This is a genomic window from Achromobacter veterisilvae (genome assembly GCF_037619525.1).
In the GTDB taxonomy this organism is placed as follows: Bacteria; Pseudomonadota; Gammaproteobacteria; order Burkholderiales; family Burkholderiaceae_B; genus Achromobacter; species Achromobacter veterisilvae.
Genome location: NZ_CP148753.1, coordinates 1,997,428 through 2,013,653, shown reverse-complemented (window position 1 = coordinate 2,013,653; position 16,226 = coordinate 1,997,428). Strand labels below are relative to the sequence as shown.

Sequence of the window (16,226 nt, the reverse complement as noted above, 5' to 3'; positions counted from 1 at the left end):
CCCGGGCCGGGTTTCGCGGCGGCGCAATCCGGTCAACCCGCGTTGAACCGGGCCAGCCACGGCAACGCGTCCTCGAGCCGGGGGGACTCCCGTTCCGGCCGCGCCGCGCCGTCCGGCAGGGACAGCCCGGCCCGGTTGTGCCAATAGGTGCGCAGCCCCACCTTGCCGGTGCCGAACATGTCGTAGCCGGACCCGGCGATGAAGGCGGCCTGCGACGCTTCCGCCTGCAGGCGCGCCAGGGCCAGCGCATACGGACGCGGATCCGGCTTGTAGTAGCCGGCTTCCTCGGACGTCACCACCACGTCCCAGTCCACGCCCAGCAGGCGGGCCGCGCGGCGCCCCAACCGGTCCGAACAGTTGGTCACCACGCCCAGTCGGCAATGCGGACGCAGCGCCTGCAGCAACTCGCGCGCCCCATCCCAGGCCGGCAGTTCGTCCCACAGGGTCTCCAGCGCCGCCGGCGCCGAGCCGGGCAAGCCCACCGCCGCCGCGGCCTCCTGCACCAATTGCTCGTAGGGCCGATAGGCGCCGCAACCGTAGGTGCGGCGCAGGTAATCCGCGCGCCAGGCCCGGCCGGCGGCCTCGGAGCCCGCCGCGCGGTTCCAAACCGTCCAGGAATCGAGCAAGGCGGTAAGCAGATCGAACAGCACGACGCGGGGGTAGGCGGAAGTAACGGCGGGGCTGGACATGCGGCGCTCTCTCGGAATGACGATGGGGCCACTATAAATAGTCCCGCGCCCGCCGTGATTCACGGCCCGTTTACCCATACTTAAGCCGCACCTTAATGCGCCACGCTCGGCGCAGCCGGCGTTCCCTTCCATCGAACCGGGCCGCAAGCGCCTCGAATGAACAGGGTTGCGTCCAGGCAAGCCGCAGGAATCGAGCCCACAAAATCAGACGAGTCCGATATTCAGCGCGCAGGCATCTGTGGTCTATTGCTGGTCAAAACCTCGATACCCCGCGAATCGATGCGATTGCCATCGCCGCCGCGGCGCGATCAGCAGTCCGCCAGTTCGGCAGGCGGTTTCGCACTCATCCGTGGACCAGCATTCATGAAATTTCTCCCAGCCGGTGCAGCCATTCTGTCTGCCGCGTTAGCCCTGGCAGGCTGTAGCGCCCGCCCCACCGCCGTCGTCGCCAAGAACAGCGATGCCATCGACAAGAACCAGCAGTGCTACCAGGAATTTTCCGCACTGAGGCAGTTGAACCCGGACGCCTACGAAACCTACAGGGCCCAGCTCGCCGCCATCAACGAAAACTACGTTCTTTACAAATCCAACGCTTCGGCAATCGACGGCAAGGCGGCCGAAGTCATGCAGACCGAAATCGACAGGGTGCTTTCCCTGGTGTGCTTCCGCATCAACAACGCCATCTATTCCAACATGATGCAGCGTGCGCAGGGCCTGCACAACCAGCTATGAGAAAACCTATCGGCACCGCGCTGTGCTGCGCGCTCGTGTTTTCCGGTGCAAAGGCATCCACTTCCGAAACCAGCCTGCTGGATAGGTTGGTGGAAGAGAGAATCATCGGCAGCGATTCCCATCGCCGCTCGATCCCAGCGCCTGTCCCCGCGCCCGCGCCGCAGCAGGCGGCCGGGCAAATCGGCGAGTTGACCCAGCAATTGAACGATGCGCTGGCGCAAAAGCACGCGCTCGAGAACGAACTTGCCGCCTTGCGGGCGGCGGCTGACAGCCGCCCCGCCCATTACGCATCCGAAGAGGGATCCGATGCGGCCGGGAAGGAAATCATCGGCCTGAACAAGCAGGTCGCCGAGCTGCTCGCGCAAAACCAGATCCTGGCGCAGCAGCGCGAGGAACAGGAACGGGCGCTTGCCGACCTGCGCAAGGCCAGCCAGCAGGCCGGCGAAAAGCTGGCCTCGCAACAGGCCGGCCAAGCAAAGGGAGAATCCCCGGGCCCGGCAAGGCGTGTCACCATCGACAACGCAGCCCCGAAGGATGTCCGCATCAGCTACGCGCTGGGCGCCTGGTACGGAGACAGCGCGCCGCAGGAAACACAAAAGCTGCTATCCATCGGCAGGAAGCTGGACCTGCCCGCGTTCGCGCAGGGATTCAACGACAGGGTCGCCAACAGCATGCAGTTGCCGCAGGACAAGGTTTCCGCCGAGCTTGCCAGCGTGGGCCAGCAGTTGGATGCCGCCATGCTGTCCAAGAACGAAAAGCTGAGCAAGACCCTGCTGGCGGAGGCCGCGAAAGAAAAAGACGCCGTCAAGATGCCGGACGGCACCGTGTATCGCATCCTGAAGAAGGGCAAGCCGCCCATGGTGACCGCCCAAGCCGAAATCCTCTTCGAGCTGGAAGAAAAGCTGAGCTCCGGCGAGGTGCTTTCCACCCGGGAAGAGGCCGCCAGCAAGGTCACGGATCTGCCGCCGGCATTCCAGGCGGCCGTCACTCAGCTAGGCCTGGGCGGCTCCGCGAAATTCCACATTCCGGCGAAGCTGATTGACGGCGGCTCGGGCAACAGCGGCATTCCGCCCGGAGCGATCTCGATCATGACGATCAAGATCGTCGGAATCAAGTAAGGCGCCCCTCTCGCCCGAGGCCAGGCGCTACCACCGATACGCCACCCGCGCCATGACGGTCCGCTCCAGGCCGTAATAGCAGTTGGTCACGCTGTCGCAAGCCGCCACATAACGCTTGTCGAACAGGTTGCTGGCGTTCAGCGAGAACTGGTAGCGCCCCATGTCGTAGCGCAGCGCGGCGTCGACCAGCGTGTAGGCGGGCACGCGCACGGCGTCGGGAATGTCGTTGGTCGACCCCATGTAGCGCGCGCCCGCGCCGAACCACAGGCCAGCCAGCGGTCCGGTCGCCGACAGGCGGTAATCGGCCCACAGCGACGCCATGTGGTCGGGAATGTAGGGCGGACGCTTGCCCCGGTTGACCGCGGTTTCCGCGGCCTTGGTGACCTTCACGTCGTTGTACGTATAGGACGCAAGAAGGTTCAACTGGGGCGTGACCTCCCAGGTGCCCTCCAGTTCGATGCCGCGCGAACGGATTTCGCCGGTCTGCACGCTGAACCCGGGATGGTCCAGGTCCGCCGTCGAAACGTTGGTCTGCCGCAAGTCGAAGAGCGAGATCTGAGCGAAGCTGCGGGCGCCGTTCGGCTGGTACTTCAGGCCGATCTCGTATTGCTTGCCGCGCGTGGGCTCGAACGGGGTGCCGCCGTAGCCCGCGCCCGCGACCGGCTCGAACGACTCGGTGTACGAGGCGTAGGGCGCCAGGCCGTTGTCGGCCAGGTAGACCAGGCCGACCTTGCCGCTGAACTGTTCATCGTCCGTGCGCGTCGTCGTCTCCGCGCCGGTGCGCAGAATGGTCTCGCCCGTGGTGGAACGCGCCCAATCGTAGCGGCCGGCCAGTTGCAGGACCCATTTATCGTAGAACTTGATCTGGTCCTGCGCATAAAGACCGAACTGCCGGCGCACCTGGTCGGTGTCGTTGGACGCCTGCGGCGTTGCGCCGGGGAACGGGCGCCCGTAAGCCGGATCCCAAGCGTCGATCGGGTCCACCGCGGCGGTGCGCAAGCCGTAGAGCCGGTCGAAGCGCGACTCCTGGTAGTCGGCGCCCAGCAGCAGCGTGTGCGCCACCTGCCCGTGCTTCAGGTTGAACTGGGCCTGGTTGTCGACGGAGAACAGGTGGAAGCCTTCCTTGCTGACCAGCGAGATGCGGCGCAGGTCCGTGTAGGGCTCGCGCGTCTGCACCCAGCCGCCGTTCGCGCCCAGGCTGCGGTAGTCGACGTCCAGCGTCGAATAGCGCAGATTCTGGCGCAGGGTCAGTTGGTCGCTGACCCGATGCTCGGCCAGGTAGCCGATCTGCGCCTTGCGCCGGTCGGTCTTGTCGAAGGACGGATCGCCCGTGAAGAAGTCCACAGGAATATGGCCATTGGCGACGGACCAGAGCGTGCCCGCGGCCGGCAGGAAGTTGGCGGTATTGCCGGTGCGGTCGCGCTGATACTGCGCCAGCAGCGTGATCGACGTATCGGCGCTCGGCCGCCACGTGAGCGACGGCGCGAGCAGCACGCGGTCGTCGTCGACGTGATCGGTCTGCGTGCCGCCCTCGCGCCCCACCGCGGTCAGGCGGTAGAGCCAGCGGCCGTCCTCGTCCAGGGGGCCGGTGAAGTCGCCGGAGATCTGCTTGCGGTCGAAGCTGCCGTACTGCACCGCCAGCTCGCCGCTGCGCGTGTCCAGCGGACGCTTGCTGACCTGGTTGACGAGGCCGCCGGGCACGGTCTGGCCGTACAGCACCGACGAAGGGCCGCGCAGGACTTCCAGGCGTTCAAGCGTGTAGGGATCGACCTCCCAGCCGCCGTAGCCGCCCGAGTAGGCCAGTTTCAGGCCATCGAGGTACTGGCCGTTGTTGGCGACGTTGAAACCGCGAACATAGTAGGTGCCGCGGCGCGTGTCGTAGATGGGCTCGGTGCGCACCCCGGCGCTGTAGCGCAGGGCCTCGTCCACGCGGTTGGCGCCCTGCGCCGCCATTTGCGCCTGCGTGATGACGCTGATGGACTGCGGCGTCTCGATGAGCGGCGTATCGGTCTTGGTGGCCGTGGCGCTCCGGCGCGCAACGTAGCCGTCGACCGGCCCCCAGGCCTGTTCGCCGCTGCCGTGCACGGTGATCGGATCCAGCGTGCTAGCCGGGACGCCGGGCGCGCGCCGGAGCGTGTAGCCTGCCCCGCCGCGCGCGACCGCTTCCAGCCCGGTGCCGGCCAGCAGGCCCGCGAAGGCCTGCCTGGGCGTGAGCGTGCCCGACAGGCCCGCGCTTTGCAGCCCGGCCGTCAGCGCCGGGTCGAAGGACAAGGTCAGCCCCGCCTGTTCGGCGTAGCGGTTCAGTGCCGACGTGAGCGGGCCCGCCGGAACCTCGACGGCGCGCGCGGCGGCGACGGGCGCCCCCGAGGGCTGGGCCCAGGCGGGATAGACGGCGGCCAGCGCGGCCGCCAGGGACAGCGCGCGCAATGCGCGCGCGGTGGTGTGGGAATGACTCATGAGCGGACGATCCTCTCCAGTTTGACGACTTCTCATGAGTGATGACGAAGCAAACCGCGAAAGGGACAGCGGGAACAGGATTTTTTTTCAGCGCCGCCGCACAATGACCAGCCATGGCGTATAGCGGCTGACCGCGATGGGCAGGCTGGCCGCCAGCGAAGCCAGCGCCTGGTCGGACGCTTCCAGCGGGAAGACCCCCGATACCCGCAGGCCGGCCAGGGCGCCCGCGTCGTATTGCAGGCGTCCTGCTCGGTAGCGGCCCAGTTCGGCCAGCACGTCGGCCAGCGGCTGGTTGTCCACCACCAGGCTGCGCCGGGTCCAGGCCAGCGCCTGTTCGGCGTCGACGGCCTCGGCCCCGCCGACCCGGCCGCCCGCCAGGCGCGCGCGCTGTCCCGCGGCCAGGTCGGCGCAAACCGGTTCGGGCGCCCGGGCGCAGGCGCGCACGCGGGATTCCGCCACGGTGACGTCGGTATGGCCGTCGCCGCGCCGCACGGCATAGCGCGTGCCCAGCGCCTGCGCGGTGCCGTCCGGCGTCTCCACCACGAACGGCCGCCCCGCCGCCTCGTGCGCCACGTCCACCAGGATTTCGCCCTGCCGCAAGGTAATGAGGCGCCGGCGGGAATCGAAGCGCACGTCGATCGCGGAATCGGTGTTCAAGGTGATGCGGCTGTGGTCGTCCAGTTCGATGACGCGCCACTCGCCGACGCGGGTATGGTGATCGGCCAGCAGCCAGGCGGGCGGCGCCATGCGCCACAGGCCCACCCCGCAGATCAGCAGCGCGAGCGCGCTGGCGCCCAGCGCGCGGCGGCTCGTCCGGCGCTTGCGCACCGCCTGTTCCAGGATGCGCCTGGCCGCGGCCGGCGAATCGAAGGCCGCGGCGCGGTCGAAATCGCCCCAGAGGGCTTCGAGCCGCCGGTACACCCGCTCATGCTCCGGATCGGCGGCGCGCCAGCGCAGACAGGCCTCGCGGTCGGCATCGCTGGCGCTTTCGTCGCGCAGCGTGGCCATCCATTGGGCGGCGTGCGCCAGCACGGAAGGAACCGCCGCGGCCGTCACGCCGCCTCCATCGCCAGATAGCAATGGGCGAGCGCGCGCGCGACGTACTGCTTCACCATGCTGGTGGACACGCCCAGTTCCGCGGCGATCTCGCCGTAGCTCCAGCCATCGAGCCGGTGCAGCAGGAAAGCGCTGCGCGGCTTCGCGGGCAGCGTATCGAGCATGCGCGCCAGCCCCGCCAGGGCCTCGATGGTTTCAAGTAGCTGTTCCGGCGCGGGCGCCGCCTCGCCGCCATGCAGAATGGCCCAGCTTTCCAGGCACGCCGCCTCGAGCTTGCGCCGCCTGGCGTCGTCGATCAGCAGGCGGGTCGCCGTGGTCGTGAGATAGGCGCGCGGCGTGCGGATGGCGGCCAGGTCATCGCGGCCGAGCAGCCGCAGGAACGTGTCCTGCGCGAAATCGGCCGCGTCGCAGGCGGAACCCAGCTTGCGGCGCAGCCAGCCGACCAGCCAGCCATGATGATCGCTGTACCAGGTCAACAAGGCCGCATGACGGGCGGTATCGGGCGGAGACATGGCACGCGCGCTGGGATGGCCGGAAATAAGAATGATTAGCAATAATAGCAAAGAACGCCACGTTCCAGGCTGCCAGTGCCACACTGGCTGTTTACAAAAAAAAGGCGCCGACCCGTCGGCGCGGTCGACACCCATGCCATGCCTGCGCCGAGGGGTTGCCCGGCGTCAGAACGCCGTTTCCACCCGCCAACTCACCGGGATTTCCGCCACGCTGGCCGTGGCGGGAAGCTCCAGCGCCAGCCGGGCGATCCGCGCCACTTCCTGGGGCTGGGTCAGTTGCGACTTGATGGACTCGTCCACGCCATCGGCCATGTCGGTGGCGACGAAACCCGGACAAATCGCGGTGCAACGAATGCGATCCGGATCGCCGGCATGGCGGATGCCATGGGCCAGCATCAGCGCGGCCGCCTTGCTCATGGAATACAGCCCGCCTTCCGCTGCGCGCACGCGCTTGCCGGCCAGCGAGGCGATGACCAGCACCTTGCCTTCCGGCGCGGCCCGCAAATGCGGCCACACCAGCCGTGTCAGGCGCATGGGCGACTTGACGTTGACGGCAAAGATATCGTCGAAGTCCTGGTCGCTGGCCTCGATCACGGACTTGTCGCTCAGGATGCCCGCGTTGTGCACGATGGCGTCGATGCCTCCGAAATGGCCGAGCGCGGCCGCCACCCAGGCGGCTTCGCTCGCCGGATCGCGCGCATCGAAAGGCGACCAATGACAACGATCCGCCCCATATTCCGCCAGCGCCGCCACGGGCTGGCGCGTCCCCGCGGACACCCGCCAGCCATGCGCCAGCAATTCGCGCGCGATGGCCAGTCCGATGCCCCGGCTGGCGCCGCTGATCAACGCGACACGGCCGGCGCCGGCCTCGCATGCGGCAGCCGTCATGCCTGGGCTCCCTGGCGCTTCAGATAGCCTTCGACCAGCGAATTGACGTTGGCGCGCAGCGTATCCACCTTGTAGCCCCCCTCCTGCACGAACAAGGTCGGCAAGCCAAGCTGGCCGATGCGGTCGCCCAGCACCGCATAGTCGGCCGTATCGATGCAGAGGTTGCCGAACGGGTCGTGGCGGAACGTGTCGTAGCCCGCTGCCACCACCAGCACGCCGGGCGCGAAATCCTTGATCCGTTCGAGCGCCTGGTCGAAGTAGCCAAGGTAGCCGCCAATCTCCGTGCCGCCTTCGATGGGCAGGTTGAGGTTGTAGCCCTCGCCCGCGCCGGTCCCTGCCTCGTCGGCATAGCCGCAGATGAACGGAAACAGCGTTTCCGGCTTGCCGTGCAACGACACCGTCAGCACGTCGTCGCGGTCATAGAAGATCTGCTGCGTGCCGTTGCCATGGTGCACGTCGATGTCCAGCACCGCCACGCGGCCAAAGCGCTTCGCCAGGCGTTGCGTGGCGATCGCCGTATTGGCGATGTGGCAGCCGCCCATCGCCAGGTCGCGCATGGCGTGATGGCCGGCGGGACGCAGCAGCGCGTACGCGCTGCGCTCGCCGCCGATAAGCGCGTCGGCCGCCGCCACCGCGGCATCCACGCTGCCGTTCATGTTGGCCCAGGCATCCTGGACCAGCGGCGAACCGCCGTCGCCCAGGTATTGGCCGGCCAGCGTCACCGGGATGCGCGTGCGCAGCGTCGGAAAATAACGATTGGTCGTAAGGTACGGCCGCACCTCGAACGATGCGTCCGGCGCCTTGGACCATTCGTCCCAGGCGGTTTCCAGATAGCGCAGATAGTCCGGCGCGTGAACTTCGAACAATTCGATCGGGCGTTCGGCCGCGCGCTCGACGAACTGGCAATCCAGGCGAAGGTCATCCTTCAGCGCGGCAAGGATTTCGACGCTGCGTTCGGCGCGGTCGTGGTGCTGCTTGAGCAAGCCACGGATCATGGCATTGCCCGGCCAGGGCACGTCATGGGTCGGAGAGATGAAGGCTTTCACTGCGCGATCCTATAAGGGCGTGTGGGTATGTTTACTTCCAGCTTCTTCCGGGCACCGCGGCGATCAGTTCGCGGGTATACGCGTGCTGCGGATTCTCCAGGACCTGGGCGGTCGGACCCTGCTCGACGATCTCGCCATGCTTGAGCACAATGACGCGATCGCACAACTGGGATGCCACGCGCAGGTCGTGCGTGATAAAGAGCATGGACAGATGCAGCTCCTGCTTCAGTTGCCGCAGCATGGCCAGCACCTGGTCCTGCACCGAAACGTCCAGCGCCGACACCGGTTCGTCCGCCACGATCAGCTCCGGCGTCACGGCGATGGCGCGGGCGAAGCCCAGGCGCTGGCGCTGGCCGCCCGAGAACTCATGCGGATAGCGATCCAGCGCGGACGGATCCAGCTTGACCAGTTGCATCAATTCGCGCGCCCTGTCCATGGCCGCGCCGGCCGACATGCCGTGACGGCGCATGCCGCCGGTCAGGATGCGGGCCACGGTATGGCGGGGGTTCAGCGAGCCATACGGATCCTGAAAGATCATCTGCACCGAACGGCGCCGCGCCGGATCGGCGAACGCGCCTTCGGCCAGCAGGTCGGCGCCGCGCAGCCGCAACTCGCCGCCATCGACGGAAACCAGGCCCGCAAGCATGCGGCCGATGGTCGACTTGCCCGAACCCGACTCGCCCACCAGTCCCACCGTCTCGCCGCGCCGGATATCGAACGAAACGCCCTTGACGGCCGGAAACTGCTGGGCCGGGCCGAACCACTTGCCCTTGCGCAGATACGTCTTGCGCAGGTCCTTTACCGTCAGCAAGGCATCGGGCGGGAACTTGCCGGCAGGCGGCGGCCGGAACGACGGCACGGCGGCCAGCAGCGACTGGGTATACGCCGCCTGGGGATCGTGCAGCACCTGCTGCGCGGTGCCGGATTCGATCACGCGCCCGCCTTGCATCACGACGATGCGGTCGGCGATTTCGGACACCACGCCGAAGTCGTGCGTGATGAACAGCACAGCCAGCCCCTTGCGCTGCTGGATGTCCTTGATCAGCGCCAGGATCTGCGCCTGCGTGGTGACGTCCAGCGCCGTGGTCGGCTCGTCGGCGATCAGGATATCGGGCTCCAGCGCCAGAGCCATGGCGATCATGACGCGCTGGCGTTGTCCGCCCGACAATTGGTAGGGGTAGGAATCGGCGATGCGGGCATGGTCCGGCAGACCGACCGAGGCCAGCAGCTCGGCCACGCGCGCATTCACCTGGCCGGCGTCGCGCATGCCATGCGTGCGCAGCATCTCGCCGATCTGGCGGCCGCAACGCATCAGCGGATTGAGCGCGCTGAGCGGCTCCTGGAACACCATGGCAATACGCTTGCCGCGCACCTTGCGCAACTCGCCCAAGGGCATGCCGGCCAGTTGCAGGTCGCCCAGCCGGATATCGCCGCCGGCGATCCGCAGGCCGCGCGGCAGCAGGCCCAGCACGGCATGCGCCAGCGTGGACTTGCCTGACCCGGACTCGCCCACCACGCACACGATTTCGTGCGGATTCAAGGCCAGGCTGACGCCATCCACCGCCAACTTGCGGTCGCCGCCCGCCGGTAGCGAGATCGACAGGTTTTCAATCTGAAGCAACGGCGTCACGGCTCACCCCTTGCGATGAAGACGAGGATTGAGCGCATCGTTGAGCCCCTCTCCCATCAGGTTGACCGCCAGCACGGTGACGAAGATCGCGACGCCCGGGAACAGGCACATCCACCAGGCCAGGCGCAGGAAAGTGCGCGACGCGCCCACCATGTAGCCCCAGGTCATCAGATTGGGATCGCCCAGGCCCAGGAAGCTGATGGCACTTTCCAGCAGGATGGCGTTGGCCACCATCAGCGAAGCCATCACGATCAGCGGCGAGACGCAGTTGGGCAGGATCTCGGCAAACACAATGTGGGCGCGCGAATAGCCCTGCACCGTGGCGGCTTCCACGAACTCGCTGGACTTGACCCGCATGAATTCGGCGCGTACCAGCCGCGCGATCGGCGGCCAGCTCACCAGCGCCACGGCGGTGATGACCGAACCGAACGACGGCTGGAAAATCGCCACCAGCACAATCGCGAACAGAAAGCTGGGAATGGTCTGGAATATCTCGGTCAGGCGCATCAGCAACTCATCCCAGCGGCCCCCCAGATAACCGGCGGGCACCCCCACCAGCATGCCGATGAACACCGCCACCACGGTCGCCACCACGCCCACCAGCAGCGAAGCCTGCGCGCCATGCACGATGCCCGCCGCGATATTGCGGCCCATGGAGTCCGCCCCCAGCCAGGCGCTGGCCTCTTCGAACGGCCGCAGGAATGGCGCTTCGGTGGTGTCCCAGGGATTGACGGGATAGAGCCACTGGGCGCTCAGGGCCATCAGCACGATGGCGGCCAGGCAGGCCAGTCCGACCACCGCGCCGGCATTGCTGAAATATCGCTTGATCAATGTCTTCATGATTGACTCTGCATGCGGGGATCGACGAGGCGGTAGATCAGATCGGTAAGCAGGTTGAACGCCACCACCACCACCGAAGTGCAGAAGAACACTCCCAACAGGACGGGATAGTCGCGCTGCTGCAAGGCATCGAAGGCCAGCCGGCCGATTCCTGGCCAGGCGAACACGGTTTCGACCAGCACCGAGCCGCCGATCAGTTGGCCCGCCTGCATGCCGGCCAGGGTGATGACCGGCAGCACGGCATTGCGCAACTGGTGCACCCACACCACCCGGCCGGACGACAGGCCCTTGGCCCAGGCCGTCTTGACGAAATCGGCGCCCTGGATCTCGTTCATGGAGGCGCGCGCCAGGCGGGTATAGACCGCCAGGTTGAAGCCCGCCAGGGTGACGATGGGCAACAAGGCATGCTTGGCGATGTCCAGCATTCGCGGAATGCCGGTCAGCGACGACCCCATGGTCTCGTAGCCGAAAGCCGGCAGCCAGCCCAGGCTGACCGAGAACCCCAGCACCAGCAGCAGCCCGACCCAGAAGATGGGCGTGGCGTAAAAGGCCAGCGACGCCGCGGTGATGGCTGAATCCAGCCACGATCCCCGGTAGCGGCTGGCCAGCGCCCCCATCAGGATTCCTCCCAGCAGGGCAATGAGGAATGCCGGGATCGCCAGCACCAGCGTGGCGGGCAGGCGGTCGGCGATCATGTCCCAGACGGGACGCTGCTGCCGATAGCTGTAGCCCAGATCCAGCGTGGCGATGGATTGCAGATAGCTCCCCAACTGCACCGCGAGGGGTTGGTCGAGCTTGAACTCCTGGCGCAACTGCTCCAGGAACTTCGCGTCGGATGACCCGGCTTCGCCGGCCAGCACGCTGACCGGGTCGCCGGGCGCCATGTGCACCAGGGCAAAGTTGATGACGGCGACTGCGATCAGCACCGTGACCGATTTGCCCAGCACGGAAAGTAAGGGCCGCAGCCACCTCATCATCCGTTCCTCCGCTTACTTCTCGATGTAGGTCGTCGCGAAGGTTTCCGCCACGCCGATGGCGGACGTCGTCACGTTCTTGACCTTCTTGTTGGTGATCGTGGGAAAGGCCAGTTCCACCAGCCAGGCGGTCGGCGCGTCCTTGGCGACCTGGCCGTAAGCCTGCGAATAAAGCTGCTGGCGCTTGGCGGGATCGACTTCCTTCGCGGCGGCGATCAGCGCGGCGTCCACGTCCTTGTTCACATAGCCCGACGTGTTGGTGCCGTAGCCGCCCTTGTGGATGTTGTCCGAACGATAGGTGCGATCCACGCCCAGCGCCGGATCCGAGTATTGGTACAGGTATTCGACCACCGAGTCGAACTCCCAATTGGAGTAGCGGCGCGCCCAACTGCCGGCATCGGTGTTTTCCAGCACCACTTCGACACCCACCTTGGAGAGCGAATTCTTGACGTATTCGGACACCTTGTTCCAGGTGTCGCCATACGGCAAGCCCAGCAGCTTGATGCTGGCGCGCTTGCCGCCGGCATCGGGCTTCAGGCCCATTTCGTCGAGCAGCGCGATGGCTTTCTTCGGATCGTAGTCATAGCGCGGCAGCTTGTCGTCGTAGAAGCGCGTCACCGACGACACCGGACCCGTGGCCGGACGCGCGGCGCCGAAGAAAATGCGGTCGGCGAGGAACTTGCGGTCGATGGCGTACTGGATGGCCTGGCGGAAGCGCGCGTCGTCCAGCGGCTTGGCGCGATGGTTGAGCTCGATCGCGGCGTGCGAGCCAGTGAACTCGTAGCCCTGGGTCGTGACCTCCAGTTGGGGATTGGCCTTGATCTGCGGCAGGAAGGCAAAGTCGATGTCGCCAAAGCTGGCCACCTGCACCGAACCGCTTTCCAGCGCCACCAGGCGCGAATTGGCGTCCGGAATCACCTGGAAGTAGATCTTGTCCAGGTACGGCAGGTTGGGACGCCAGTACTTGTCGTTGCGCTCCAGCAGCACGAAGCGGCCGCGCTGCCATTCCTTGAACTTGAACGGCCCGGTGCCGATGGGCGTCTGGTTGGCCGGGTTGTTGCGGAAGTCCGTGCCCTGGTAGATGTGGGCCGGCACAATGGGCGCGGACGACACTTCGAAGGCGTTGATGAACGGCGAGTACGGTTCCTTGAGCGTGATGACGACGGTCAGCGGACCGGTCTTCTCGATGCTGGCCACATGGCTGAGGTTGTTGCGGGCGCGCGCATGCACCTCGGGGAGGTATTCCTTGAGCGAGAACAGCACGTCATCGGCGCTGAACGGTTTGCCGTCGTGCCAGGTCACGCCTTCCTGCAGCTCGAAGGTATAGGTCAGGCCGTCGGCGGACACGTTCCACGACTTGGCCAGGCTGGCCTGGGGATTAAGCTTGAAATCGTAGGTCAGCAGGCTCTCGTAGATCTTGCCGCCGACGATCTGCGTGGGCGTCTGCTGGTTCAGGCCCAGCATCAGGATGGGCGGCTCGGGGTTCAGGATCACATTGAGCGTGCCGCCATGCGTCTGCGCCATGGCCGACGCGCCCGCCCCGATGGCGGCTGCGCCCGCCAGCAGGACATTCAGTGCGGTTTTCCTGAAGAACTTAGTGTTGCGCATGATGATTCCCTTGCGTATTCGACGTGGTGGAGTGGGACCGGTCTTCTTGTGTAGCGTCTTGTTATCTTGTTGGCCGCCGCTCAGCGCATCGCCATGCGGCACTGCTCGTCCAGGGCCGCGGCCAGGATGCCGGCATGCTCGGGCCGGAACACCAGCGGCGGGCGGATCTTGAGCGTGGAGGCATTGCGGCCGGCCGTGCCGAGCAGCACGCCGGACTGGCGCAAGCCGTTGACGATGCGCTGGGCCAGGCGGGCGGCATGCGCCGCATCGCCATCGGGCGCGACGATGTCGACTCCCCAATACAGGCCGTGTCCGCGCACCGCGCCCAGGCAATCGTGGCGCCGCGCCAGATCGCCCAGCGCTTGCGCCATGGCCTGGCCGGCGCGCTCGACATGGGCCGGCGCATCCATGCGCGCCAACTCGTCCAGCACGGCCAGACCCACGGCCGACGACACGGTGTTGCCGCCGAAAGTATTGAAATAACGGCACTGCCGGCCAAAAACCTCGATCAGGCGCGACTGCGCGACCAGGCCGCCGATCGGATGTCCATTGCCCATGGGCTTGCCCAGGGACACCATGTCCGGGATCACGCGGTCGCGCTGGAAGGCCCACCAGTTGCCGCCCATCCGCGCAAAGCCGCCCTGTACTTCGTCGGCGATGAACAGTCCGCCCCGGGCGCGCACGCGCTCGGCCGCCAGGGTCAGCGCTTCACCGGGATCGGCGTACAGGCCATCGCTGGCGAACACGGTATCGACCATGAGCGCGGCCACCGGCGTGCCGGCGGCTTCCAGTTCGGCGGCCGCCGCATCCACACTGGCGGCAAACTGGGCCGCGACCTCCCGCGGCGTGCCCTCCAGAAGGCAAGGCGCCGGTATCGTGCGGACATGCGCGCCGACGGGACGCAGCGACGGCGACACGTCGGCCAGCGCCATCGTCACGCCGTGATAGGCATTGCTGGTGACGATCACGCCCCGCTGCCCCGTCACCTCGAAGGCGATGCGCAGCGCCAGGTCATTGGCCTCGCTGCCCGTGCAGGTGAACATGGCGGTATCGAGCGCGTCCGGAAACAGCGCCAGCAAGCGCTCGGCATAACGCACCACGCCATCGTGGAGATAACGCGTATGCGTATTGAGCACCGATGCCTGGCGCGACAGCGCTTCCACCACGGCGGGATTGGCATGCCCGACCACCGGCACGTTGTTGTAGGCATCCAGGTAGCGCCGTCCCGACGCGTCGTACAGCCACACGCCCTCGCCGCGCACCAATTCCACCGGCTCCTCGTAGAACAACCGGTAGGCCGGCCCCAGCGCCTTGCGCCGCCCCAGCAGGTCCTGCTGCATATCGTTGCGGTTCACCGTCATCGCATGTCCTTCGGTCGATTCTTGCGCAGCCTCGCGCAGTTCCACTGAGGACGCGCTCAACGCGCGCCCCGGTTCCATTCGTCGTACAGCTCGTTGAACAGCGCCGTCGCCGCCGCCCGGCTGCGCAGGATGTAGGCGCCATTGCCTGGAAAGCGCAAGGCGCGCCAGGACGGGATCACCATTCGCTGCACCAGCCGGGCCAGCACCAGATCCAGCACATGGCGCCGCTCCCGCGGCGCCAGCGGCAACACTGACTCGTAACCCGCCACCACGGCCGACAGTACGTCCAGGGGATTGCCGGGAACCATCATCTGGTAGGACGCGGCGATGGCGATCTCGGCGATGCGCGGCGCATGGACCATGTCGCCGAAGTCCAGGATGCCCACCAAGTCCGTGCCGGCCTCGTCCGCCAGGATGTTGCTGGGCGACAGATCGTTGTGGATGATCTGGCTGGGCAGCGCCGCCAGCGCCGGCACGACATCCTGCTCGAACGCGTCCAGATAGGCGGCAATGCGCGCCCGTTCGTCCAGCGACTCCACCGCCTCCAGCATCGGCCGCACCCGCGCCACCTGGCAGGCATCCCACAGAAACAGGCGATGCGCCGCCGGATGCTCGAAGTCGGCAAGCTGCGCGTCCAATTGGCCCGCCGCCCTGCCCACCGCGCGCCAGGACTGCGGCCCGGCCGACATGGCCGTTCCTACCCGGCCCGGCAGGAAGCCATAGGCGCGCACCCGCACCGGCCCCGCAACCTCCGATATGCGAAAGCTCAGCCAATCCTGCGTTGCCGCGCCATCGTCGCAACCCGGCCCGATACCCGAATCCGCCGCCAAGCCCGCGGTGTCGGCAGGCTGGTGATGCGGCGCCCGCACCGTGCCCAGGCCGCCCTGGCGCGCTTCCAGATGCTTCAGCACCGCAATCTGCATGCGCGTTTCATCCAGGCTTTCCGCGCCGTTGATGAATTTCAGCGTCAGCGACCCGCCGTCCGCCCGGCTGATCCGGAAATTCATGTCGCGCTCACCCGACAGCGGAACGCATTGCGCGTAACCGGGGTAGCAGGCTCTGGCCAGGCGCTCGGCGTCCTCCAGCCGGATCGGCGGAGGCGAATTGACCAGCAGGGCGTCCACCGGTTCTTCCATGCCGGCGGCGGCGTCGGACAGCATCACTAGACATCCCGATTAAAATATTTGATGCATCATGCATCAATGTCTGGGAATCACAACATTGGTGTAATCCCGGAGACAGGGAAATCCCGCAAAGCCGCTCGCGGCCGCTGGTTTTATCTATAAGACTGATAAAGTAGGGCATGGGCCGCGAG

General features: G+C 66.8%; 14 protein-coding genes. 2 read left to right on the top strand and 12 right to left on the bottom strand.

Features of this window, described 5'->3' with window-relative positions:
• Positions 1 to 32 precede the first annotated feature (32 nt).
• Complete coding sequence (locus tag WHX56_RS09345; protein ID WP_338881055.1) at positions 33 to 689, bottom strand: HAD-IA family hydrolase; 657 nt, start codon at positions 687 to 689, stop codon at positions 33 to 35.
• 156 nt (positions 690 to 845) lie between these two features.
• Between WHX56_RS09345 and WHX56_RS09340 the strand changes: the two genes are divergently transcribed.
• Both WHX56_RS09340 and WHX56_RS09335 read left to right on the top strand, forming a co-directional pair.
• Positions 846 to 1,421, top strand: coding sequence for a hypothetical protein (locus WHX56_RS09340; protein ID WP_129239214.1), 576 nt, complete (start codon positions 846 to 848; stop codon positions 1,419 to 1,421).
• A complete protein-coding gene (locus tag WHX56_RS09335; protein ID WP_338881054.1) occupies positions 1,349 to 2,539 on the top strand; it encodes an FKBP-type peptidyl-prolyl cis-trans isomerase in 1,191 nt (396 codons plus the stop codon). The genes WHX56_RS09340 and WHX56_RS09335 overlap by 73 nt, the downstream gene beginning before the upstream one ends.
• A gap of 27 nt (positions 2,540 to 2,566) precedes the next feature.
• Here the strand turns inward: WHX56_RS09335 and WHX56_RS09330 are convergent, their stop codons facing one another.
• The 11 genes from WHX56_RS09330 to WHX56_RS09280 form a co-directional block, all read right to left on the bottom strand.
• The gene (locus WHX56_RS09330; protein WP_338881053.1) at positions 2,567 to 4,996 is read right to left on the bottom strand and encodes a TonB-dependent siderophore receptor; all 2,430 of its coding nucleotides are present in this window, start codon (positions 4,994 to 4,996) and stop codon (positions 2,567 to 2,569) included.
• A gap of 87 nt (positions 4,997 to 5,083) precedes the next feature.
• Complete coding sequence (locus tag WHX56_RS09325) at positions 5,084 to 6,052, bottom strand: FecR family protein (protein WP_338881052.1); 969 nt, start codon at positions 6,050 to 6,052, stop codon at positions 5,084 to 5,086.
• Complete coding sequence (locus WHX56_RS09320; RefSeq protein ID WP_129239218.1) at positions 6,049 to 6,564, bottom strand: sigma-70 family RNA polymerase sigma factor; 516 nt, start codon at positions 6,562 to 6,564, stop codon at positions 6,049 to 6,051. The genes WHX56_RS09325 and WHX56_RS09320 overlap by 4 nt, the downstream gene beginning before the upstream one ends.
• A gap of 165 nt (positions 6,565 to 6,729) precedes the next feature.
• Positions 6,730 to 7,452: an SDR family NAD(P)-dependent oxidoreductase gene (locus WHX56_RS09315; protein ID WP_338881051.1), complete on the bottom strand. Its 723-nt coding sequence runs from the start codon at positions 7,450 to 7,452 to the stop codon at positions 6,730 to 6,732.
• The gene (locus tag WHX56_RS09310) at positions 7,449 to 8,498 is read right to left on the bottom strand and encodes a histone deacetylase family protein (protein ID WP_129239220.1); all 1,050 of its coding nucleotides are present in this window, start codon (positions 8,496 to 8,498) and stop codon (positions 7,449 to 7,451) included. Before WHX56_RS09310 ends, WHX56_RS09315 begins: the two co-directional genes overlap by 4 nt.
• A gap of 31 nt (positions 8,499 to 8,529) precedes the next feature.
• Positions 8,530 to 10,128, bottom strand: coding sequence for an ABC transporter ATP-binding protein (locus WHX56_RS09305; protein ID WP_338881050.1), 1,599 nt, complete (start codon positions 10,126 to 10,128; stop codon positions 8,530 to 8,532).
• Between the two features lie 3 nt (positions 10,129 to 10,131).
• Positions 10,132 to 10,968 (bottom strand): ABC transporter permease, encoded by an 837-nt coding sequence (locus tag WHX56_RS09300; protein WP_129239222.1) that lies wholly within the window; start codon positions 10,966 to 10,968, stop codon positions 10,132 to 10,134.
• The gene (locus tag WHX56_RS09295; protein ID WP_422393657.1) at positions 10,965 to 11,942 is read right to left on the bottom strand and encodes an ABC transporter permease; all 978 of its coding nucleotides are present in this window, start codon (positions 11,940 to 11,942) and stop codon (positions 10,965 to 10,967) included. Before WHX56_RS09295 ends, WHX56_RS09300 begins: the two co-directional genes overlap by 4 nt.
• Positions 11,943 to 11,957: 15 nt before the next feature.
• Complete coding sequence (locus tag WHX56_RS09290) at positions 11,958 to 13,550, bottom strand: ABC transporter substrate-binding protein (protein WP_129239224.1); 1,593 nt, start codon at positions 13,548 to 13,550, stop codon at positions 11,958 to 11,960.
• 80 nt (positions 13,551 to 13,630) lie between these two features.
• Positions 13,631 to 14,971 (bottom strand): aspartate aminotransferase family protein, encoded by a 1,341-nt coding sequence (locus WHX56_RS09285; protein ID WP_338881049.1) that lies wholly within the window; start codon positions 14,969 to 14,971, stop codon positions 13,631 to 13,633.
• Positions 14,968 to 16,071, bottom strand: a complete 1,104-nt coding sequence (locus WHX56_RS09280; protein WP_338881048.1) for a phosphotransferase — start codon at positions 16,069 to 16,071, stop codon at positions 14,968 to 14,970. The genes WHX56_RS09285 and WHX56_RS09280 overlap by 4 nt, the downstream gene beginning before the upstream one ends.
• Positions 16,072 to 16,226: the final 155 nt, after the last annotated feature.